A 20,576-nucleotide genomic window follows, 5' to 3' on the forward strand; every position below is an offset into this window, starting at 1 on the left:
GAAGCAAACGGAAGCTGTCGCGCAGCAGTCACAACGAATCAATGACCGCGCGACGAACCCGCGCGGTTCAACCCTCCTGTATTTCGATCTTCATGTCGGGTCGGCGAACTGAGCGATCACCTGAGGATTTTCAACGGTCGACGTGTCTTGCGAGACTGCTTCGCCCTTAGCGACCGAGCGCAACAACCGGCGCACGACTTTCCCGGAGCGCGTCTTTGGCATCGCGTCGCCGAAGCGGATCTCCTTCGGTTTAGCAATCGGACCGATCTCCTTGCCGACCCATGCACGCAACTCGTCGGCTATGCGTTTCACGTCGGCACCCGTGGGCCGCGGCCCTTTAAGCACGACGAACGCGACAATGGCTTCGCCGAAGGTTTCGTCGGGACGACCCACCACCGCTGCCTCCGCGACCAACGGACAAGCCGCCAGAGCCGACTCGATTTCCATCGTGCCCATGCGGTGACCCGATACATTCAGGACATCGTCGACACGGCCCGTGATGGTGAAATAACCCGTGTCGGGATCACGGATCGCACCATCTCCGGCGAGATACAGATTGCCGCCGAGTTCCTGCGGGTAATAACCGTTGCGAAAGCGCTCCGGGTTGCCCCATACGGTGCGGATCATCGAAGGCCACGGCTTTCTGATGACCAGCACTCCGCCTTGCCCGTTCGGGACCTCGTTGCCGGTTTCATCGACGATCGCGGCATCTATGCCGGGCAGCGGCAGCGTGCAGGATCCGGCAACAAGCGGGGTGACACCCGGCAGCGGCGTGATCATGTGACCACCTGTCTCGGTCTGCCAGAAGGTGTCGAGTACGGGGCACCTGCCACCGCCGACTTGCTCCGCATACCACTTCCACGCACTCGGGTTGATGGGTTCGCCCACCGTACCGAGAATGCGAAGCGTGCTCAGGTCGTAGCTTGCAGGATGTACGGACCGGTCTGCGTCAGCGCTCTTGATCAGCGACCGGATGGCGGTCGGCGCGGTGTAGAAGATCGACACCTTGTGGCGCTGGATCATGTCCCAGAAGCGGCCGGCGTTCGGGTAGGTGGGCACGCCCTCGAAAATGACCTGGGTCGCGCCGACAGCAGTCGGTCCATAGCAGATGTACGTGTGCCCTGTGATCCAGCCAATGTCGGCAGTACACCAAAATACATCGTCCGGCTTGATGTCGAAGGTCCATCGCATGGTGACGGCCGCCCATGTCAGGTAACCCCCGGTACTATGCTGGACGCCTTTCGGCGTGCCCGTGGATCCTGACGTATACAACACGAACAGCGGATGCTCGGCGTCCACCCATTCAGGCTCGCAGGTTTCCGGCTGGTCATTCTCAAGCTCATGCAGCCAGGCGTCACGGCCCACGATCCACGGAATCCGTCCGCCCGTGCGCCGATAAATGACGACGGTCTTGACGGCGTCGGTGCCCCCCATTGCGAGCGCCTCGTCAACGATCGTCTTCAGGGGAAGAGTCTTGCCGGCACGTACCTGTTCATCCGCGGTAATGACTGCTACCGCGCCGACGTTCACCATCCGCTCGTGGAGCGATTTGGCGGAAAAGCCACCGAAGACAACCGAGTGCGGCGCGCCGATGCGCGCGCACGCTTGCATGGCGACGACACCTTCGACCGACATTGGCAGGTAGATGACCACGCGGTCGCCTTTCTTCACGCCCCGTGCCCGCAATGCGTTGGCGAGCCGGCATACCCTGTGGTACAGCGCCTGATACGTGACGGAAGAAACCTGGCCGTCGTCCGATTCGAAGATGATCGCGGTCTTGTCCGCGTTGCCGTTGATGAGATTCCGGTCAAGGCAGTTATACGATGCATTGAGTTCCCCGTCCTCGAACCATCTGTAGAACGGAGCATTCTCTTCGTTAAGAATCCGCGTGAACGGGCGACGCCAGTTCAGATGCTCGCGGGCCAGACGCGCCCAGAAGGCTTCGTGATCCTGCGCGGCTTCAGCCACGAGCGCGCGGTACGCATCCATTCCGTCAATCGCGGCATGACGTGTCAAGGGAATACCCTGCGCAGGGATGAGAGGAATCGATTCGATGGTAGACATAGTCTCCTCGCTTGAGTCGTGAGATGGACGGGCAAACGGCAGCCGTCGCCTGGGAGCTCTTGATGGCCCGAGTGGGCTTTGCCCGTGTGAGGGGTTATGCGCCTCTCGCATGGTCGACGCTGGTCGAATCGAGGCACTGCCGCAAGTCAACTATGGGATCTCCACCAGACGACCTGTTGATGCAAATCAAACAGACCGGGCAGACGAATGGACAAATTCGCACAGCGAGGTTATTCCCGCTTCGGGTTGTTTCGCCGGGAACAGGCTGGTTGACATAGGTCAACGACCAGCCTGGGTTCACGCCTAAATTGATAAGTGGACATTTGGTAAAAATCGCGTGCTTGTTCATCCATAAGAGGAACTGATTCTGGCAACGGGGTTCACCAACCCCCTCACGCGGGCCGCGAATTGAGGAGACGACTATGTCTATGTATCGAAACATCCTGATCGCGGTGGATGGCAGCGAATGCTCCAGGCGTGCATTGCTTCAGGCCGTTCATATGGCGAATGCAGGCTACGAAAAGATAACGGCCGTCTATGTACTCGACCGGTCCGCGATGTTCATGTATGCGGCGAACTACGATCAGTTCGCGTTTGTCGACACGCTGCGTCGTGACGGCGAGCGCGTACTGGCGGATGCGCAGGCCGTCATGGCGGAGCATGGGCTCAAGTGCGATGTCGAAGTGGCAGAAACCGACAACATCTCGGAGGATGTCGCGGACTGCCTGCTGCGCTGCGCACAGCGCAATGGCGCCGATCTCGTGGTCATGGGCACGCACGGACGGCGTGGCGTGAGCCGGATCACGATGGGTAGCGTCGCGGAGCGTTTTCTGAGGTCCTCATGTTGTCCTGTCTTGCTGGTCCGTGAGACGCAATAGCGGCTTCAGATATCAAGACCGCGCGCCGGCCGGCGCAGTTCATCGCGGCACAGGTACTACCTGCTGCGATCGGAAGATTCCAGTTGCATCCACAGTTGCGCCTCCCGAGAGGCGCAACTGCTTTAACCATGCATTGACGAGAGGTGAACGATGAGCAAGACAATGAAAGCGGCTGTAGTGCGCGCGTTTGGCCAGCCGCTGCAGATCGAGGAAGTCACGGTGCCGACGCCCGGTGCGGGCCAGGTGCTTGTCAAGATAGAAGCCTGTGGTGTTTGCCATACGGACCTGCACGCCGCACACGGAGATTGGCCGGTCAAACCCAATCCACCGTTCATCCCGGGACATGAGGGTGTCGGTTACGTGACTGAAGTCGGGGCCGGCGTGCGTCACGTCAAGGAAGGTGATCGCGTGGGTGTTCCATGGTTGTACTCCGCATGCGGACACTGCGAGCATTGCCTGGGCGGATGGGAAACGCTTTGCGAATCGCAACAGAACACGGGGTATTCCGTGAACGGCGGCTTTGCTGAATACGCCCTTGCCGACGCGAACTACGTGGGTCACTTGCCGAAGGGGATCGGCTTCATCGAGATCGCGCCAATCCTGTGCGCCGGTGTGACGGTATACAAGGGGCTGAAGATGACGGATACGAAACCCGGAGACTGGGTCGTCATTTCCGGGATCGGCGGCCTTGGGCACATGGCAGTGCAGTACGCAAAGGCAATGGGTCTCAACGTGGCCGCCGTCGATATCGACGATAAAAAGCTCGAACTCGCCACGCGTCTTGGTGCTGCTGTCACTGTCAACGCAAAGACGACCGATCCTGTCGCGTTCATCAAGAAGGAAATTGGCGGGGCACATGGGGTGCTTGTTACCGCGGTTTCGCCCCAGGCGTTCTCACAGGCGCTCGGCATGGTGCGGCGTGGTGGCACGGTTTCCCTGAACGGCTTGCCGCCCGGTGATTTTCCCTTGCCCATCTTCAACGTGGTGTTGGGCGGGATCACCGTACGCGGATCGATTGTCGGCACCCGTCTCGATCTGCAGGAGTCGCTGATCTTCGCCGAAGAGGGCAAGGTCAAAGCCACGGTATCCACCGATAAGCTCGAGAACATCAATCACGTATTCTCGCGCATGAGCAAAGGCGATATCGAAGGCCGGATAGTGCTGGATTTTGCAGCCTGAAGTGAACGATCGAATTGCAGAGGGGATTGTTCCCCTCTGCAATTCGTGGGCTAAGTAGACACCTGAGCTCAATCAGATCGAGTCAGCCCAATTGGTCGGACTAAGGAGGCGGCGGCGCTTCAGGCGCTACCGCCGCTGGCCGACCAGATCGTCCATCAGCGGCACGACTGCCAGCACGACCAGCATGGCCGACAGCGGCAGCGTCGATATGAAACCCACATACTTGAAACCCAGCGCACCCGCGAGGCCGCCGGTAAAGAACATCCCAAGCAGCGACGCCAGCAGCCAGAGCCGCGACCGGTCCGCCTTCACAGCGGCAACGCCGGGCCCCGACTCGGACACGTTCAAATAAAAAAGCTTGCCGAGTTCAATGCCGATATCCGTGACGATGCCGGTCATATGCGTGGTGCGAATCTCGGCTTTGGAGATCTTCGTGATGATCGCGTTCTGCAGGCCCATCACGTAGCACAGCAATGCCACGGTCGCGGGCACGAACAGGATGCGGTTGTTTTCCAGGTTCGATCCGAGCAGACCGAACACGAGCAGCAGCACGGCTTCAAGCATCAGAGGCAGCGCGTATTCGCTTTGTGCCCGCCGCCGCCGGCCCCAGTTGATCATGATCGCGGAGGTGGCCGCGCCGGTCATGAACGCCACGAGTGAACTCAATCCCGCGATGACGAGGCCGAAGTCGCCTATGGAGAGGTTATCGGCGAGTGCCGATACGATCCCCGACATATGCGAGGTGTACTGCCCGACAGCGAGGAAGCCGCCCGCGTTCGCCGCGCCCGCGATGAACGCAAGCCAGCGCCCGAGGCGCCGGTTATTCTGGTCGGTGCGCTGCGGCCGCGCAAAACCTCGCAGGTACTCGATAGGCATGTCCGCTCGCTTTGATCAAACCCCGGCGAGCTTTTCGCTGTCGAGAATATGAACCTGCTTGCCGTTCGTATCGATCACACCGGCTTGCTGCAGCTTTGAGAACATGCGGCTGACGGTCTCGAGTTTCAGCCCGAGATAGCTGCCAATCTCTTCGCGCGTCATGCGCAGGTTGAATTCCGCCGAGGAGTATCCCCGTGTTTTCATCCTCTTCGACAAGTTGAGCAGGAATGCAGCCACGCGCTGCTGCGCGGTCATCGTGCCGAGCATCATCATGAGCCCGGATTCACGCACGATCTCGCCGCTCATCATGCGATGCACATGCTGCTGCATCGCCTTCACGTCGTGGCAAAGGTCCTCGAGCAAGTCGAACGGGATGACACACACCTTGCTGTCCTCGAGCGCGATCGCATCGCAATTCTGTTCATCGGAGCACACGCCGTCGAGTCCGAGCGGTTCGCCCGCAATATGAAACCCGGTGACCTGCTCGTGACCATCGCGATGAGTGATGACCGTCTTGAAGCAGCCGACACGCACGGCGTAGATGCTTTTGAATTTATCGCCGGCGCGATAGAGCGTTTCGCCGCGTCGCACGATCCGCGTGGAACACACAACGGCGTCGAGCCGGGCCAGTTCGGCCGTGCTCAGATGAGGCGGCATGCAGATGGGGTGCAACGAACACGCGGAGCAGTTCGTGACCGCACGGGTGCCCGGTGGTGGTGATTCCGTGATGGTGGATCGCGGCCTGTAAGCCAAAGGCGTAGCGGCCGAAGAGGTCGAAGCGGTGGGCGCGCAAGCGGTAGCTGAGGTCATGCCTGTCTCCAGAAGAGTCGGATGATCAGTGAATGGATGGACTGACGAGCTGTGCGGACAAGGTGCAGGGCGGTCATGCCGGTTCGCAGGATGCTGGCTCGGAACGAGGAGCACCGGCCAGTTGCGCAATCGTGTCGCGAGCCAGTTCGTACTCGCTGGTCTTGTCGAAGAAATAGCGGGCGCCCGCGCGCTGGCACGCAGCACGAAACGCCGGTCCGGAATGATTGGTCAACACCATGGTCAGGACGGGCGGCGTGGCCCGCGCCAGCGATTCAACAATCTCCATGCCGTTGCCGCCGGCCAGATGCGGGTCAACGATCACGAGATCGGCACGGGTCATGCGGATGCATCCCAGTGCCATATCCGCTTCTTCCGACTCGCCCACGATCACCACGTCGGCCAGCGCACCAATCAGCGTGCAAAGGCGGTGGCGCACAAGGCTTGAGTCGTCGACAAGGAAGATCTTCAGCATGGCCCGCAACCGTTTGAGTTCATGCCTCGAAGTATGGTCGAGGCTATCTCAAAATAAAATCGGCGAGCGGCCAGACATGGTGTAGGGGTTTGGGAAGGGCTGTAGGGATCGGACTACACGCCTTGCACAGGCGTGATGCGCAGCGGGCTATCAGGTATGAGGTATCAGGCGTCGCAGTCGTCGTCGAAGAGCTTGTGGCGCATGGCGTAGCGGACCAGCGCGGTGTCGTGCGGCATCTGCATTTTTTCGAGGATGCGGGTCTTGTACGTGCTGACGGTCTTGGCGCTGACCGACAGTGCCTGGGCGATCTGCGTGATGGTCTCGCCCGCCGCGATCCGCCGGAATACCTCGAACTCACGGTCGGAAAGCCGCCTGTGCGGGAGGTCGTCGGCGGGTTCGTTCAGGCTTTGTGCGAGCCGCTCCGCCATGGCCAGGCTGACGTACACGCCGCCTGCCGCCACCTTGCTGACCGCCGTGACCAGCTCGGCGCTCGCGCTTTCCTTCGTCAGATAACCCGATGCGCCCGCCTTGAACGCACGCACCGCGTATTGCTGTTCAGCATGCATCGTGAGGACCAGGATGCGCAGCGCCGGTTTCTCGTCCTTGATCTGCTTGAGCAGTTCGACGCCGTTCCTGCCCGGCATCGACAGGTCGAGAACCAGCACGTCCGCCGGGGTGGCGCGGATCATTGCCATGGTGGTCGCGCCGTCGCTGGCTTCGCCAGCGACTTCCAGGCCGCTCGCGCCGCGCAGGATATGGCGTAGCCCGTCGCGTACGAGGGCGTGGTCATCGGCGATCAAGACTCGGGTCATTGCAGCGGTTCTTCCTCGGTGTTTTCCGGATTGTCGAAGAAATCGTCGTCCTGTTGCAAGGTGGCCAGCGGGAACGTCACGGTCACCGCGAACCCCTGTCCGATACCCGACTCGATCGAGACCGACCCGCCCAGTCCGTGCACCCGCTCGCGGATGCCGATCAGACCGAAGGACTTGCGCCCGGTATCGGCACGTTCATGCGCGCCGATACCGTCGTCGGCAATCCGCAGGATGCAGCGGTCACCTTCCAGATACAACGCCAGGTCGACACGGCTGGCTTGCGCATGGCGCGCCACATTGGTCAGCGCTTCCTGCACGATCCGGAACACGGCGGTCGCGCCGTCGCGGCTGAAAATGGTGTGCCTCGCGTCGATCCGCCGCTCGACGTCGATGCCGTAGCGGTTCGTGAAGTCGTTCGCGAGCCAGTCTATGGCCGGGACCAGACCCAGGTCATCAAGCATCACCGGGCGCAGGTCGGCCGCGATCCGGCGCATGGAAGCCACGGTCGTATCGATCAGGCGCTGCATGCCGCGCAATTGCGCGCGCGCCTCCGCGTCCGTTCCGGCGCGAAGTTCCAGCGAAGAGATATCCATTTTCAGCGCGGTCAATTGCTGGCCCAGGTCGTCGTGCAATTCCCTTGCAATACGGGACTTTTCTTCTTCGCGGACGTTCAACAGGTTCGCGGAGAGCTCCCGTAATTCTTCGTGCGAGCGCTGCAGCAAGCGTTCCGCGTCGACTTGCGTGCTGATGTCGCGCAGCATCACCGTGTAAAGCTTGCCGCCGCCATGGTCGTCCTCGAATTGGGAGATCGATGCTTCGAACGGGAATTCATCGCCGTTCGCGCGTAATCCGTACAGTATGCGCCGGCCGCCCATTTGCCGGTCGGACACGCCGGTGACGCCGAACTGGCGGACATGTGCGGCGTGGCCGGCGCGAAAACGCTCGGGTAGGAAGCGGCTTAGCGAAGTGCCGAGCGCGTCGGCCGCCGGGCAGCCGAACAGGCGTTCCGCCGCCGGGTTGAACATGACGATCCGCTGGTTTTCGTCGATGGTGATGATCGCTTCCATCGACGAACGGATGATGCCGAGCAGTCGCGCTTCGTCAAGCGGTGACGAAGGCTTGGGATCCGCGTGCGCGGCCTTCGTGGCCTTGCGCGTGAGCGCCATGAAGGCGGCGCTCGCGGTGAGCAGGAGCGCGCCGGCCAGGCCAGCCATGCCGGTCACGCGCGTCTGTCGAGCGGTGCCGCGCTGCGATGCCGTCTGCGATGCCGTGTTACGCCGTGGCCCGGACATGGGGTCTCCGAGGAAAGGGGGAAATGCGTGCCGCTGAGGTTGTGCGGATCATACCGTGCTGCTCCGGACGTCGTTCGCGCGGCGTATCAGCTGACTGCGGGCTGACGGCGAGCCGACGGTGCGAATTGATGTGGATCAAGCGGCCAGCGGGCCTGCGCGCGGACACTGACGCATGAAGGACATCTGGGGGACGGTCATGTACAAACGAATTCTGGTAGCACTCGACGGCAGCCTTAGCGCGAGCCTCGCGCTTGAAGAGGCGCTCAAGCTGGCGCGGTCCGTCGACGCGATGTTGATGGTGGCGTGCGTTGTCTCGCACGGCATTTGCGATCCCGTGTCGGGAGGTATGGGAGACGCGGGCGGTCATGTCAGTGCACACCGGCAACTCGATCGTGTCCGCGCTTTGTGCGCCGGCGGCGGGTTGCACGGCGAGGTACGCTGCATTACCCAGATAATCGATGCGCACGGCGCGAGCATCCCGGACGCGCTCATGCAGGCGGCCCAGGCATTCGAAGCGGATCTCATCGTGATGGGTGCACACGGGCCGCGTGACGTGCGCCGGCATTTGATCGGCAGCGTTGCGGAAGCGGTTTTGCGTTCGAGTCATGTTCCCGTCCTCACCGTTCGTGACGCACAGCACGACGCAGCATTCGCGATTTAGCGCCGCTCCGGTACATTCCCGGCCGGACGGCGCTCATGCGTAGGGCAGAACCGGCCCTACGCTCATAACGAAGCGCCGGCTATGTCCGGCGTGCTCATGCTGCGGGGCTCCTTTTTATCCGCGGAATTCAGCGGCACCAGCAACACCGGCCGGGTCGAGATCCGCAAGAAACGCTCGGCCACGCTGCCCAGCACGAGCCGCCGCCAGCCGCGCCGCCCATGTGTGCCCATGACGACGAGGTCGGCACTGAAATCGTTCGCAGCGGCCGTGATCCGCTGAGCGATATCGTCGCCCAAGGGATCGACTTCAACGACCAGCGTCGAGCCTTTGACGCCCGCGCGCCGCATCCTGGCGGCAGCGTCGGTCAGTACTTGCGCGCCTTCCTTGACGAAGGCGTCCCGCACGAGCGACGGATCGCACGCCGGCCCGGAATACATCAGCTGCGGCACGTCCACCACGTAGAGCGGCTTGAGTTCCGCGTCGTGTTCGTGCGCGAGTTCCAGGGCGGCGCCGAGGGCGTGCGATGACGTTTCGCTGCCGTCGATCGGAACGAGAATGCGGGTGTACATGAGGAATCTCCTTGGCTCTAAAGCAACAACAAAGCAACAACGTCAATGCGACATCAGTACGGGTACGGGCATGGATTGCAGCATGGTGTGTGTCGCACCGCCCATCACGAGTTCCTGCCAGCGCGAGTGGCCGTACGCGCCCATGACGATGAGGTCGGCGTCCAGGTCCGACGCGCGCGACATCAGCATGTCGCCCATCGGTACGTCGTTGACACCGTCAATTGCCGCCACTTCCGCCTTGACGCCGTGCCGCGCCAGCAGGAGCGCGATGTCGGCGCCCGGAATGCGGTTGACGCCCGGCTCGCCCTGCGATTCATTGAGTCTGACGACGGTGACACGTTCGGCGCGTTGCAGCAGCGGCATGGAATCGTGGACAGCGCGGGTCGACTCGCGGCTGCCGTTCCACGCAACCATGATGTTCGCGCCCAGCGTCGGAAACACCCCGGTGTACGGAATAAACAGCACAGGGCGGCCCGCGCTCATGACGAGCGTTTCGGGGAAGTGATCGGCGATAAAAGATTCCGGGTCGTCCGGATCGTCCTGCCCCGCCACGACCAGATCCGCGTAACGGGCATGGCGAGGAATCGCTTCGCCTGAGGAATCGGGGTAATCGATCCATTGCCCCGTGACGCCCGCCCGCAGCAATTCTGCGTGAAAGATCCGCTCGAGCGCACCGTGGCGTTCCTGACGGGACTTGCGGTGCACTTCATAGTAGTCGGCCGCGCCGGCCATGACATAGAACGAACGCGGGTCCGGCGTGAACGACGAGAACACACCGGTCAGGTGGGCATCGAATTGTCTGGCGAGACGTATTGCATATTCGAGGCGTGAATGGGCGTGCGCGCTCATGTCGAGTTGAACGACGATGCTTTTGTAGCTCATCGCAGAGGCTCCGTTAGTGGGTCGGTGGCTCGGTGACACAGCGAGCAGGCGGCGCTGTTCCGGAACCAGTCCAGAGCGCGGCGCTTACAAAAAAGTCTATGAGTTCGCGCCTTTTTTCCGTTGATGCAGATCAACAACCGGCATCTCCGGCGCATCTTGAACAGAGCGCGGCTGTACTCATGGCCGCGGCGGACACGTCCGCCTTCATGTCCCCCTGGGTTGATACAGGTCAACTGCGTCCGCGTCGGCCAAGCCTAGAGTTTCGCCACGGAAGCCTGGTGTCCAGGCATGTCCAGGCATAAGGAGAGATTGACGATGAAAGCACTCGTGTATCACGGGCCCGGCAGTAAATCGCTCGACGAACGGCCGATGCCCAAGCTCCTTTCGGCGACCGACGCAATTGTCAAGGTCACGCGCACGACCATTTGCGGAACCGACCTGCATATCCTGAAAGGCGACGTGCCGACCTGTGAACCGGGCCGCATCCTGGGACATGAAGGCGTGGGCGTTATCCAGGAGGTCGGGGCTGCGGTCTCGACGTTCAAGCCGGGTGACCACGTGCTTATTTCCTGCATCACGTCGTGCGGAAAATGTGACTATTGCCGTCGCGGCATGTACTCCCATTGCACGACCGGCGGCTGGATCCTGGGCAACCGGATCGACGGCACGCAAGCCGAATATGTGCGTATTCCGCATGCGGAAACCAGCTTGTATCCGATCCCCGCCGGGGCTGACGAAGAAGCGCTGGTCATGCTCTCGGACATTCTTCCCACCGGCTTCGAGTGCGGCGTGCTGAACGGCAAAGTGCAGCCGGGCAGTACGGTCGCTATCGTCGGCTCGGGTCCTATCGGGCTTGCCGCGTTGCTCACGGCGCAGTTCTACGCACCGGCGCAGATCATCATGATCGACCTCGATGCAAACCGGCTGGAAGTGGCGCGGACCTTCGGCGCGACCGCGTGCGTGAACAACGCGAGTGGCGATCCGGTGGCTGAAATCATGAAACTGACCGGCGGCGTGGGCGTGGATTGCGCGATCGAAGCGGTTGGCGTGCCGGCGAGTTTCGAGTTGTGCGAATCGATCATTGCGCCCGGCGGCACCATTGCGAATGTGGGCGTACACGGCGTGAAAGTCGACCTGCACATGGAATGCCTGTGGGACCGCAACATCTCGATCACCACGCGGCTGGTGGATACCGTCAGCACGCCCGTGTTGCTGAAGACGGTACGTTCAGGGCGCCTGGAAGCGGGCAAGCTGATCACGCACCGCTTCGCGCTGAACGACGTTTTGAAAGCCTATGACACCTTCGCCCAAGCTGCGGATACGCATGCGCTGAAGGTGATCATCGAAGCGTAATGGAGGCGAAGGCGCTTCGCCTTGCCTGGATGAGGCGCGGCGCAAGTGTGGCGGCACTGACACGGGACGGCCGCCGGGTCGTCGAGTAAGGTCGAGTAAGCAAGAGGGAGGCATGACATGGCACTCACAGGTCAAGTGAGCGGGGACGACTGGACCGTTTCGACCTATAGCATTCCAGTCGAAGGCGGTTTTTGCTGTGACGTGCATGTTGCTCACGGCAGCGGGGCGGGTGAATTCAAGCATGGGTTCCGGCACGCGAAGATCTTTCCCACCGAGTGCGAGACGGTGCTCGACGGCTTGCGCGAGGGCGTAGTGTGGATCAGCCTCAAGCGTTCGGAGACGATTCATCTGTAGGGCGGTGCGGGAGATTCGGGTCGCCGTCTTCGTTTTCCTTGACGGCCTCGGCGGGCAAACGGATATCGATTCGAAATCCGTCGCCGGGCGCGCTGTCGAACGCTATCCGTCCGTTTAACTGGCGTACCCGCTCCTTCATGCCGAGTAGTCCGAAGCTTTGCTTGTCCCGGTTACCTTCGAGCTTCACTCCTTTGCCGTCATCTTCTATGTGCAGGCGGAATTCGTTTTGCAAGAGGTGCATCTCGACGCTTACCCGCGTAGCTTCCGCGTGACGCGTAACATTGGTCAGCGCTTCCTGGACCACCCGGAACATGGCGGTCGCCGCGGTTGCCGAGAGCGCGAGTTGATCCGTCGTGTTCCGCACGGTGATGACAAGGCCATAGCGATTGCGGAACTCCGCCGCGAGCCACTCGAGCGCGGCCCCCAGGCCCAGGTCGTCAAGCATGGGTGGGCGCAGTCCCCCCGCAATGCGCCGGACCGAGGCAATGATCGAATCGATCTGGCTCTGCAACGCGAGCGTCTGCGATAAGTCGCGACATACGGCTTGGCTTTCGTCGGCCGGGACCTGATTCAGCAAGGCGACATCCATCTTGAGCGCGACCAGTTGCTGGCCGAGGTCGTCGTGAAGCTCGCGTGCGATCCGGGTTCTTTCTTCCTCGCGTGCACTCTGAACGTGTAAAGACAACGCGCTGGCATGCTGAAGCTCGATCAGCCGCAGGCGATCCGTCATGTCCCGCGTTACCTTGGCGAAGCCGCGAAGCGCGCCGTCGGGTGCACGAATCGCGGTGATTGTTACGTTCGCCCAGAAGCGTGAGCCGTTGCGGCGCACGCGCCAGCCTTCATCTTCAATGCGGTCTTCCGATGCAGCAAGCGCCAGTTCTGCGCGAGGTTTGCCGCTGGCATTGTCTTCCGGCGTGTAGAAAACCGAAAAGTGCTGCCCGATGATTTCGCGGGCCGTGTAGCCCTTGATATTTTGCGCCCCGCGGTTCCAGCTCACGACACGCCCGTCCGGATCCAGCATGAAGATGGCGTAGTCCTGCACCGCGTCGATGAGCGCCCCGAAGTGGGGATCGCTCAGGGTAAGGGGGAATGCGCTGCTGGCGAGCTCGTCGCCTGGCTGGGAGCTGCCGGGCTGAGGTGAGGAGGATCGGTCGCTTGGCACGTGGTTCTCCGGCTCGAATTGCTCGTGTCGTTCGGTCATCCTCCGGGCTGCCGCGCGCGAAGCGTGGGCCCGGCGGAGAGCAGGTTTGCCTGGGATCGATTGTATACGGCGGGGTACGCCGGTTTGGATAGCACGGAATGGGCCCGGCATACGGGTATTGAAGCGGACGGTGCAGCTCACGCGGAAAGCGCAATACGCCGCACCCCTGTCATGCCGGTTTTCTGATCCACGTCATAACGCAATAGCGGCCGCATTCGGAAAATCCCCCTACGGAAAAACGCATTCGCGACCGGAAAAACAGGGGAAAACCGTGGGAAAGCATTCAGTATTTGCAGTGGCGTTGTTGAGCGCGGCTTTATCGGCGGTATGTCTGCCCGCACAAGCCGATCAGGGCGACATTCTTGCGCGCGTCAGGGCAATCAGCATCCAGCCCAGTGTCTCGGCGGGGGGTACGCTGGGAAGCATCGGGACGGGTGTCAACAACGCGATCGTTCCCGAGCTCGATTTTGTTTATATGGTGCGCCGGAGTATTGGCATTGAGTTGATCCTTGCTACGTCGCGTCATCAGGTAACGTCGGGCGCCGGGGCGCTTGGCGGCGTGAATGTCCTGCCGCCCACGCTCCTGCTTCAATACTATTTCAATGCTGCCGGAAAGGTGCGCCCTTACGTTGGCGCGGGCGTGAACTACACGCTGTTCTATAACAACGGGCTTCACGCCGGAGATACGCCTGTATCGATCAAAAGTTCAAGCTTCGGACCCGCCCTGCAAGCGGGTGTCGACGTGCAGGTCGCCCGCAATCTGTTCGTCAACTTCGACATCAAGAAAATCTGGATGCGCACCAGCGCGTCCGCGGACGGTGCTTCGCTTGGATCGCTCAAGATCGACCCGCTGGTGGTCGGTGTTGGCGTAGGCATGCGTTTCTGATGGCGGTACGGTTGACCTGAGTCAAGTCTGCGGCACGATCCTTCACTAGCATTCCTGATGTAGGCGAGTCCTGTCGAAGGAGATTCACCCTCCTTCGGGAACTCGCCCGATCACATTCAGGAGCGGAAGATGCGAGCAGTCGATGTCATGACCCGGAAGGTCATTACCGTAGGACCCGGCACGACCGTGCGAGAAGCTGCTCGCCTGTTTGCCGACAATCACATCAGTGGTGCGCCGGTAGTGGATGACGAGGGCCGCTTGCTCGGCATGCTTACCGAAGGCGACCTGCTCCATAGAACCGAGATCGGCACGCAAGCCCGGCGACGGTCGTGGTGGCTTGAATTTTTTGCATCGACACAGAATCTTGCCGCGACGTACATCAAGGAGAACGCGCGCTTGGTGAAGGACGTGATGACCCCCAAGGTGATTACGGTCAAGGAAACAACGCCGGTCAGGGAAATAGCCGACCTTCTGGAGCGGCATCGGATCAAGCGCGTTCCGGTGTTGTACGACGGAGAGTTGCTGGGAATTGTCAGCCGGGCAAATCTGGTAAAAGCCCTGGCAAGCGTTCCGAAGGACGCAGGCATGAGCACGCCGAGCGCCGACCAGACGCTGCGCGACGCGGTTCTCCGGCAGCTGGAAGGTCATCGCTGGGCCGTGGCCGCCGAGAACGTCATTGTGAATGACGGCACGGTTCATCTATGGGGCGTGGTCACCTCGCTTGAGCAGGCGCGTGCCATGTGCATCGCTGTGGAAAAGGTACCGGGTGTCAAGGGTGTGGAAGACCATACCGATGCCCCAATGATGATTCCCGCGATGTAATCGTTGCGATGTAATGGTTGATCAATCCGCGCATCGCGACCCGGTGCAATCAGCGCCATGGCGGATGCATTGCGGTGGGCATAAGCGTGATTGAAAGCCCCATGCAACCGCACATGACCGCACGCCATCCATAAACAAAGCCGGCTTCACGAATTGAAGACCTACCCGCCATGCGTGTGACACAGGTCAACGACCGTTGGAGTTTGCGGCATATAACGGTATCAGGTCGAGCGAAGCGGTTGTTAGCTGAACCATTAGCTGAACCGCTATCGAACCTGGCCGGCTCTTCAAATAGCCGCAACACACTCATTCCTTACGTGGTTGCAATCAACCACTTGGCTTCGAGCACCGCACGTCCGGCATCTCCGCTCAATCTTCTCACCGGAATGGTCAATGACATTTCTTAAGCCCGCGCTCAGCAGCGCCGAAGCGAACAATGACGAGTATTCAAGCACTATCTCCGGCGCGTCATTGCCGAAATATCGCATTCCCCAAATGCCCTCGGAGCCTCGTGCGGTGTTCGATCTGGTTCGCGACGAGCTTTTCATGGATGGCAATTCGCGTCAGAACGTAGCCACTTTCTGCACGACCTATGCGGACGACGAAGTCCGCCGCCTGATGGATCTGTCGATCGACAAGAACATGATCGACAAGGACGAATATCCGCAGACCGCCGAGATTGAAAAACGCTGCGTCCACATGCTTGCCGACTTGTGGCATGCGCCGCGTTCGTGGGAGACAACGGGATGCTCGACAACCGGTTCGAGCGAAGCCTGCATGCTCGGAGGACTCGCGCTCAAATGGCAATGGAAAAAGCGCCGCCTGGCTGAAGGAAAATCGGTCGACAAGCCCAATATTGTGTGTGGGCCCGTGCAGGTGTGCTGGGACAAGTTCGCCCGTTATTTCGATGTCGAGCTTCGTCAGGTTCCGCTGAGCGGGGACTCGCTCGGTCTGCAACCGGAGCAGCTTGCTGCCTATTGCGATGAAAACACCATCGGTGTGGTCGCAACGCTAGGCATTACCTTCACATGCGTTTATGAGCCCGTGAAGGCCCTTGCCGGCGCCCTGGATGCGTTGCAGCGAGATGTTGGCCTGGACATCCCCATCCACGTGGATGCGGCCAGCGGCGGATTTGTCGCGCCTTTCATCCAGCCGGATCTGGAATGGGACTTCGCCATTGAACGGGTGAAATCCATCAACACCTCGGGCCATAAATACGGTCTGGCGCCGCTCGGAGTAGGTTGGGTTGTATGGCGCAGCGTGAAGGACCTGCCGGACGAGCTGATCTTCATGGTCGACTATCTTGGCGGCAACATGCCCACGTTCGCGCTCAATTTTTCGCGGCCGGCGGGACAGATCATCGCGCAGTATTACTTGTTGCTCCGGCTAGGCCACGAGGGCTACAGGCGCATCCAGCAGGAATGTGCCGATACGGCGCAATTCCTGGCGGACGGTCTCGCCAAGCTCAGCACCCTGGAAATGGTGTACGACGGCCGCGGTGCGCTGCCCGCAGTTTGCTACAAGCTGCGCCACCCCGATACCGCCGGTTTTTCGCTCTTCGACTTGTCGGACCGTGTTCGTATGCGGGGCTGGCAAATCGCCTCTTACAAGCTTCCCGCTGATCGCGAGGAAACGATCGTCCAGCGCATCCTGATTCGCCGGGGCATCACGCGCGACATGGCGGGCCTGCTGCTGAACGACATCAAGCATGCAATCGCTCACCTGCAGGAAAACCCGACGCCCAATTCGAAGGCGGGACCGGGCTTTCACCATGACTGACATTGATGGCTTAGTTGACAGCTTAGTTGACGACTTAACGACCAAGGCTCTGATATGACTGCGACAGCGAAGAAAGGCACTTACCTGAGTGCCACCTCCATCGGCCTGATGACGGCGGCCGCCGTGGTGACCAGCTTGCGCGGCTTGCCGCTGCTGGCGAAGGAAGAGATGACGATGTTCGTCTATCTCGCGTTCACCGTGATCTTCTATCTGATCCCGGCGTCACTGATCTCCGCCGAACTTGGCGGCGCTTTCGCCGACCGGCGCGGCGGAATATACACATGGGTGGGCGAGGCATTCGGTAATCGATGGGGTTTCCTCGCGATCTGGCTGCAATGGATCCAAAACGTGGTGTGGTACCCGGTCGCGCTGACGTTCGGCGCAGCGGCTATCGCCTACACGATCGGCCGTCCTGAACTGGCGACCAATGGCGTCTACGTGGGCGTGTTTTGTATTGTTGCTTATTGGCTCGCTACCTGGGTGGTGCTGCAAGGCGTCGAAGTGTTTGCGCGGATCGCCAACTGGACTTTCATTATCGGCACGATTGTTCCCGGGTTCGTATTGCTCGCGTTGCTGGCGTACTGGATCTATACGGGGCACGCGCTCGGCTGGCAGCATCTGAAGGACCCGGCGCTTTCGGAAGCGGGCCATGCGCGTTATTGGCCTGCGATTCACGGCTTCGGCACCATCGCGTTTCTCGCCGGTATTGTGCTGCTGTTTGCTGGTGTCGAAGTCCAGGCCGTACATGTGATGGACATGCGCAACCCGAGCCGGGGTTACCCGGCAGCAATCGGTCTGGGCGCCATCATCTCGATCCTGATTTTTGCGCTTGGCGCGTTGCCGATCGCAGGCATTCTTCCGTACGAAAGGATTTCGCTGCAGTCCGGCGTATTCGATACATTCGCAGCGGTCATCACGGACATCTGGCATATGCAGTGGCTGGTATCGGTGCTGTCGCTGCTGGTGGGCGTGGGCGCCATAAGCGGTGTACTGGCGTGGCTCGGCAGCCCTTCACGCGGACTGCTTGAAACGGCTCATGAGGGCGAACTGCCGCCGCTGCTGCAAGCGAAAAACAAGCAAGGAATGCCTACGCATATCCTGCTCGTGCAAGGCTTGATTGTTACCCTGATGTCTTGCTTCTACTTCGTCATCAAGGATGTATCGGTCGCGTTTTTCCTGATCTCGGCCATGACTATCGCGCTGTATTTGATCGCCTACATGCTGATGTACGCAGCAGCGATAAAACTGCGCTATTCCTCGCCCGATCTCAAGCGTCCGTTCACCGTACCCGGCGGGATCGTGGGGATGTGGATTTTTGCGGGCGTGGGCCTCGCGGGCGTGGTGTTCAGCTTCGTGGTGTCGTTTTTCCCGCCCGACCAGTTGCCTGTGGGTTCGCCGGGTATGTACATAGGGCTGGTGACGCTTGGCATTGTGGTGTTTGGCGGCGTTCCGCTGATCATTCATCACTTGCGCCGCGGTAGCTGGGCCGCGCCGGCCGATTCGCCGGTGCTGAATGCGGCGGCAAAATAAGCGGCAAAGCAAGCTGCGAAAACATCATCACCCCGGGCATTAACAACGGCTTCGCTGCGGTTTCCCGCAGCGAAGCCGTTATCAAAACAGGATCACGGTTTTACCCGGACCATGACCCGTCTTGTTGCGCTCGATTGCAGCGGTAGCGTCGCTTAATCCGGCGACTTCAGACACTTCCACCTTCACCGCGCCTTGATCGATCATGCCCACGATCTCCGCAAGTTGCGCCGCGTCGGGCCGCATCTGAAACCAGATGCCGTGCTTGCCCGGCGGCGTCTGTGCCGTGACATCCGGCGCAGCCGCGCTCACGATTCTTCCCGCGTCGGCCAACACTTGGCATGAGTTGGCCAGCACCGCGCCACCCACCAGATCGAGGACCAGATCGATGTCCCTGGTTCGCTCCCAGAAAGAGGAAGTGCGGTAATCGATGACCTCATCCGCACCCAGCCCACGCAGATAACCCGCGTTGATGCCCTGAGCGGTCGTGATGACACGCGCCCCGGTACGGCGCGCGAACTGGACGGCGAAACTCCCCACGCCGCCGGCTGCACCATGAATCAATACGGTCTGGCCGCGTTTCAGTTCTCCCGCTTCGAACAAAGCCTGCCATGCGGTCAGCGCCCCGACCGGGATGGCCGCGGCACGTTCGTCGGTCAGGCTGGCCGGCGTCTTCACCAGCGTGTTCGAGGCGACCGCCACATAATCGGCGTAGGCGCCAAGTCCGCTCACGGGACCCATGACCCGGTCGCCAATGGCGAACCCGCTCACGTCCTGGCCGACTTCAATCACCTCGCCGGCAAGTTCAACGCCGAGCGTTGCGGGGAGGGGCAACGGGAAATCGTTCTGCAACCAGCCGTCGCGAATCTTCCAGTCGACAGCGTTAACTCCCGCGGCCCTGACGCGAACAGTCACCTGACCCGAGGCGGCGGCCGGTATCGCGATGCTGTCAATCTTCAGCGCGTCAGGAACGCCGTAAGCGTGAATACGAAGAGCGCGGTTCATTAAGCTTTCTCCAGTGCGGGATAGTCGATATAGCCGGTCGGGCCGGGCGAATAGAACGTGTCGCGGTCAGGCGTGTTGAGCGATGCACGGTCAAGGAAGCGTTGCGGCAAATCCGGATTGGCGAGATACAGGCCGCCGAATACGGTTGCATCGGCGTTGTCCTGCTCGATCAGTGCTTGCGCTGTCTCGCTGGTCAACCCGCCGCCTGCCAGATAAGGGCCATCGAACAAGGGGCGCAGGAATGCGCGGTAATCGAATTCGCTGCCGGTCCTGAGCACATGCAGATACGCCAGCTTGAGTGCGGAGAGCTGCCCGACGAGATATCGATAGGTATCCTGCGGAGTTGCATCGGTCACGTCGTTGAAGCCCATTTCAGGCGCGATCTTGATACCTACCCGGTCGCTGCCCGCTTCCTGGGACATCGCGCCCAGCACTTCCAGAATGAAGCGCGCGCGATTCGCCAGCGAGCCGCCGTAAAGATCGGTTCGTTGATTTGTCCCCGATGACAAAAACTGCTCGGGCAGATACCCCGAGGCTGCATGCAATTCAACGCCGTCGAAGCCGGCCAGCAACGCGTTGCGCGTGGCAAGCCGATACCCCTGGACGAACTCCGCTATCTCACTGGTCTCAAGGGCACGCGGTTGCACGAACTCCTGCGGTCCCGTTGCGGTGAATACCGTCCCGGCGGCCCGGATAGCCGACGGAGCAACCGGCGTTGCGCCGTGCGGCAGAAGGCTCGGATGAGAGATGCGCCCGGTATGCATGAGTTGCAGGAAGATAAGGCCGCCCTTGGCGTGAACTTCGCCGGTGACGTGCTTCCAAGCCTCGATCTGCGCTTCGGAGTGAATGCCCGGCGTGCGCACGTAGCCTTTGCCCATCGGCACGGGATAGGCGCCTTCCGTGATGATCAGGCCGGCGTCGGCGCGCTGGCCGTAGTAGTCCACTGCCATGGGCGAGGGCACGCCCGTGGTGTCGTCGGCGCGTGAACGGGTCATCGGCGCCATCACGAAGCGATTGCGAAGCGTATAGCGGCCAATCCGGGTGCTGCTGAAGAGCGGGTTCATATCAGTTCCTTGGTTGAGGAGGTGTAGAGACATGTTGCATTGATCCACTCAAGGGATAAATAGCTATAATTGAAAACAGTGATCCACCAA

General features: G+C 61.0%; 19 protein-coding genes and 1 pseudogene. 9 read left to right on the top strand and 11 right to left on the bottom strand.

Going from position 1 to position 20,576, the window contains the following annotated elements:
* Positions 1–90: 90 nt before the first annotated feature.
* Positions 91–2,064 (bottom strand): acetate--CoA ligase, encoded by a 1,974-nt coding sequence (gene acs / locus AWB69_RS11995; protein WP_062085122.1) that lies wholly within the window; start codon positions 2,062–2,064, stop codon positions 91–93.
* Between the two features lie 428 nt (positions 2,065–2,492).
* On the opposite strand from acs, the gene AWB69_RS12000 reads away from it, so the two are divergent.
* Together AWB69_RS12000 and adhP are read left to right on the top strand one after the other, a co-directional pair.
* Complete coding sequence (locus AWB69_RS12000; RefSeq protein WP_062085123.1) at positions 2,493–2,942, top strand: universal stress protein; 450 nt, start codon at positions 2,493–2,495, stop codon at positions 2,940–2,942.
* A 150-nt stretch (positions 2,943–3,092) separates the two neighbouring features.
* A complete protein-coding gene (adhP, locus tag AWB69_RS12005; RefSeq protein ID WP_062085124.1) occupies positions 3,093–4,121 on the top strand; it encodes an alcohol dehydrogenase AdhP in 1,029 nt (342 codons plus the stop codon).
* Positions 4,122–4,247: 126 nt separating this feature from the next.
* On the opposite strand, the gene AWB69_RS12010 is transcribed toward adhP, so the two are convergent.
* From AWB69_RS12010 to AWB69_RS12030, 5 genes and pseudogenes are all read right to left on the bottom strand, one after another.
* Entirely contained in the window at positions 4,248–4,997 is a 750-nt protein-coding gene (locus tag AWB69_RS12010; protein WP_062085125.1) for a YoaK family protein, read from the bottom strand.
* A 15-nt stretch (positions 4,998–5,012) separates the two neighbouring features.
* Positions 5,013–5,807 (bottom strand): fumarate/nitrate reduction transcriptional regulator Fnr, encoded by a 795-nt coding sequence (gene fnr / locus AWB69_RS12015; RefSeq protein WP_062085126.1) that lies wholly within the window; start codon positions 5,805–5,807, stop codon positions 5,013–5,015.
* A gap of 73 nt (positions 5,808–5,880) precedes the next feature.
* Entirely contained in the window at positions 5,881–6,279 is a 399-nt protein-coding gene (locus AWB69_RS12020; protein ID WP_062085127.1) for a response regulator, read from the bottom strand.
* 164 nt (positions 6,280–6,443) lie between these two features.
* A complete protein-coding gene (locus AWB69_RS12025; protein ID WP_062085128.1) occupies positions 6,444–7,091 on the bottom strand; it encodes a response regulator in 648 nt (215 codons plus the stop codon).
* Positions 7,088–8,362 (bottom strand): annotated as a pseudogene (locus AWB69_RS12030) (PAS domain-containing sensor histidine kinase); the annotation flags it as partial. The gene AWB69_RS12025 and the pseudogene AWB69_RS12030, both read right to left, overlap by 4 nt.
* 193 nt (positions 8,363–8,555) lie before the next feature.
* On the opposite strand from AWB69_RS12030, the gene AWB69_RS12035 reads away from it, so the two are divergent.
* Positions 8,556–9,044, top strand: a complete 489-nt coding sequence (locus AWB69_RS12035; protein WP_082913361.1) for a universal stress protein — start codon at positions 8,556–8,558, stop codon at positions 9,042–9,044.
* Positions 9,045–9,106: 62 nt separating this feature from the next.
* Here AWB69_RS12035 and AWB69_RS12040 read toward each other — a convergent pair whose 3' ends face one another.
* Both AWB69_RS12040 and AWB69_RS12045 read right to left on the bottom strand, forming a co-directional pair.
* On the bottom strand, positions 9,107–9,613 hold the full coding sequence (locus AWB69_RS12040) for a universal stress protein (protein WP_062085131.1): 507 nt from the start codon (positions 9,611–9,613) through the stop codon (positions 9,107–9,109).
* Between the two features lie 42 nt (positions 9,614–9,655).
* A complete protein-coding gene (locus AWB69_RS12045) occupies positions 9,656–10,495 on the bottom strand; it encodes a universal stress protein (RefSeq protein ID WP_062085132.1) in 840 nt (279 codons plus the stop codon).
* A 315-nt stretch (positions 10,496–10,810) separates the two neighbouring features.
* On the opposite strand from AWB69_RS12045, the gene AWB69_RS12050 reads away from it, so the two are divergent.
* Positions 10,811–11,848: a zinc-dependent alcohol dehydrogenase family protein gene (locus tag AWB69_RS12050; RefSeq protein WP_062085133.1), complete on the top strand. Its 1,038-nt coding sequence runs from the start codon at positions 10,811–10,813 to the stop codon at positions 11,846–11,848.
* A gap of 117 nt (positions 11,849–11,965) precedes the next feature.
* Positions 11,966–12,202 carry a hypothetical protein gene (locus tag AWB69_RS12055; RefSeq protein WP_062085134.1) on the top strand — a complete coding sequence of 79 codons (237 nt, stop codon included), beginning with the start codon at positions 11,966–11,968 and terminating at the stop codon, positions 12,200–12,202.
* Here the strand turns inward: AWB69_RS12055 and AWB69_RS12060 are convergent.
* Complete coding sequence (locus AWB69_RS12060; RefSeq protein ID WP_082913362.1) at positions 12,174–13,403, bottom strand: PAS domain-containing sensor histidine kinase; 1,230 nt, start codon at positions 13,401–13,403, stop codon at positions 12,174–12,176. The genes AWB69_RS12055 and AWB69_RS12060 overlap by 29 nt on opposite strands.
* 295 nt (positions 13,404–13,698) lie before the next feature.
* Here AWB69_RS12060 and AWB69_RS12065 point away from each other — a divergent pair, with 295 nt between their 5' ends.
* From AWB69_RS12065 to AWB69_RS12080, 4 genes are all read left to right on the top strand, one after another.
* The gene (locus tag AWB69_RS12065; protein WP_062085218.1) at positions 13,699–14,289 is read left to right on the top strand and encodes an OmpW/AlkL family protein; all 591 of its coding nucleotides are present in this window, start codon (positions 13,699–13,701) and stop codon (positions 14,287–14,289) included.
* A gap of 129 nt (positions 14,290–14,418) precedes the next feature.
* Positions 14,419–15,111: a CBS domain-containing protein gene (locus AWB69_RS12070; RefSeq protein WP_062085135.1), complete on the top strand. Its 693-nt coding sequence runs from the start codon at positions 14,419–14,421 to the stop codon at positions 15,109–15,111.
* A 393-nt stretch (positions 15,112–15,504) separates the two neighbouring features.
* Positions 15,505–16,890, top strand: a complete 1,386-nt coding sequence (locus AWB69_RS12075; RefSeq protein WP_062085136.1) for a glutamate decarboxylase — start codon at positions 15,505–15,507, stop codon at positions 16,888–16,890.
* Between the two features lie 54 nt (positions 16,891–16,944).
* A complete protein-coding gene (locus tag AWB69_RS12080; RefSeq protein ID WP_062085137.1) occupies positions 16,945–18,420 on the top strand; it encodes an amino acid permease in 1,476 nt (491 codons plus the stop codon).
* A gap of 81 nt (positions 18,421–18,501) precedes the next feature.
* Here AWB69_RS12080 and AWB69_RS12085 read toward each other — a convergent pair whose 3' ends face one another.
* Complete coding sequence (locus AWB69_RS12085; protein WP_062085138.1) at positions 18,502–19,422, bottom strand: NADP-dependent oxidoreductase; 921 nt, start codon at positions 19,420–19,422, stop codon at positions 18,502–18,504.
* Complete coding sequence (locus AWB69_RS12090) at positions 19,422–20,486, bottom strand: alkene reductase (protein ID WP_062085139.1); 1,065 nt, start codon at positions 20,484–20,486, stop codon at positions 19,422–19,424. The genes AWB69_RS12085 and AWB69_RS12090 overlap by 1 nt, the downstream gene beginning before the upstream one ends.
* Positions 20,487–20,576: the final 90 nt, after the last annotated feature.

The sequence above is a fragment of the Caballeronia udeis genome (assembly GCF_001544555.2).
Taxonomy (GTDB): Bacteria; Pseudomonadota; Gammaproteobacteria; order Burkholderiales; family Burkholderiaceae; genus Caballeronia; species Caballeronia udeis.

What these genes read in the sequence shown, in the direction of transcription:
- AWB69_RS12085 (WP_062085138.1), bottom strand. Translation starts at nt 19,422, where the DNA reads ATGAACCGCGCTCTTCGTATTCACGCTTACGGCGTTCCTGACGCGCTG.
- AWB69_RS12045 (WP_062085132.1), bottom strand. Translation starts at nt 10,495, where the DNA reads ATGAGCTACAAAAGCATCGTCGTTCAACTCGACATGAGCGCGCACGCC.
- AWB69_RS12060 (WP_082913362.1), bottom strand. Translation starts at nt 13,403, where the DNA reads ATGACCGAACGACACGAGCAATTCGAGCCGGAGAACCACGTGCCAAGC.
- AWB69_RS12010 (WP_062085125.1), bottom strand. Translation starts at nt 4,997, where the DNA reads ATGCCTATCGAGTACCTGCGAGGTTTTGCGCGGCCGCAGCGCACCGAC.
- AWB69_RS12000 (WP_062085123.1), top strand. Translation starts at nt 2,493, where the DNA reads ATGTATCGAAACATCCTGATCGCGGTGGATGGCAGCGAATGCTCCAGG.
- adhP (WP_062085124.1), top strand. Translation starts at nt 3,093, where the DNA reads ATGAGCAAGACAATGAAAGCGGCTGTAGTGCGCGCGTTTGGCCAGCCG.
- fnr (WP_062085126.1), bottom strand. Translation starts at nt 5,807, where the DNA reads ATGACCTCAGCTACCGCTTGCGCGCCCACCGCTTCGACCTCTTCGGCC.
- AWB69_RS12070 (WP_062085135.1), top strand. Translation starts at nt 14,419, where the DNA reads ATGCGAGCAGTCGATGTCATGACCCGGAAGGTCATTACCGTAGGACCC.
- AWB69_RS12020 (WP_062085127.1), bottom strand. Translation starts at nt 6,279, where the DNA reads ATGCTGAAGATCTTCCTTGTCGACGACTCAAGCCTTGTGCGCCACCGC.
- AWB69_RS12080 (WP_062085137.1), top strand. Translation starts at nt 16,945, where the DNA reads ATGACTGCGACAGCGAAGAAAGGCACTTACCTGAGTGCCACCTCCATC.
- AWB69_RS12075 (WP_062085136.1), top strand. Translation starts at nt 15,505, where the DNA reads ATGACATTTCTTAAGCCCGCGCTCAGCAGCGCCGAAGCGAACAATGAC.
- AWB69_RS12090 (WP_062085139.1), bottom strand. Translation starts at nt 20,486, where the DNA reads ATGAACCCGCTCTTCAGCAGCACCCGGATTGGCCGCTATACGCTTCGC.
- AWB69_RS12025 (WP_062085128.1), bottom strand. Translation starts at nt 7,091, where the DNA reads ATGACCCGAGTCTTGATCGCCGATGACCACGCCCTCGTACGCGACGGG.
- AWB69_RS12055 (WP_062085134.1), top strand. Translation starts at nt 11,966, where the DNA reads ATGGCACTCACAGGTCAAGTGAGCGGGGACGACTGGACCGTTTCGACC.
- acs (WP_062085122.1), bottom strand. Translation starts at nt 2,064, where the DNA reads ATGTCTACCATCGAATCGATTCCTCTCATCCCTGCGCAGGGTATTCCC.
- AWB69_RS12040 (WP_062085131.1), bottom strand. Translation starts at nt 9,613, where the DNA reads ATGTACACCCGCATTCTCGTTCCGATCGACGGCAGCGAAACGTCATCG.
- AWB69_RS12035 (WP_082913361.1), top strand. Translation starts at nt 8,556, where the DNA reads ATGAAGGACATCTGGGGGACGGTCATGTACAAACGAATTCTGGTAGCA.
- AWB69_RS12050 (WP_062085133.1), top strand. Translation starts at nt 10,811, where the DNA reads ATGAAAGCACTCGTGTATCACGGGCCCGGCAGTAAATCGCTCGACGAA.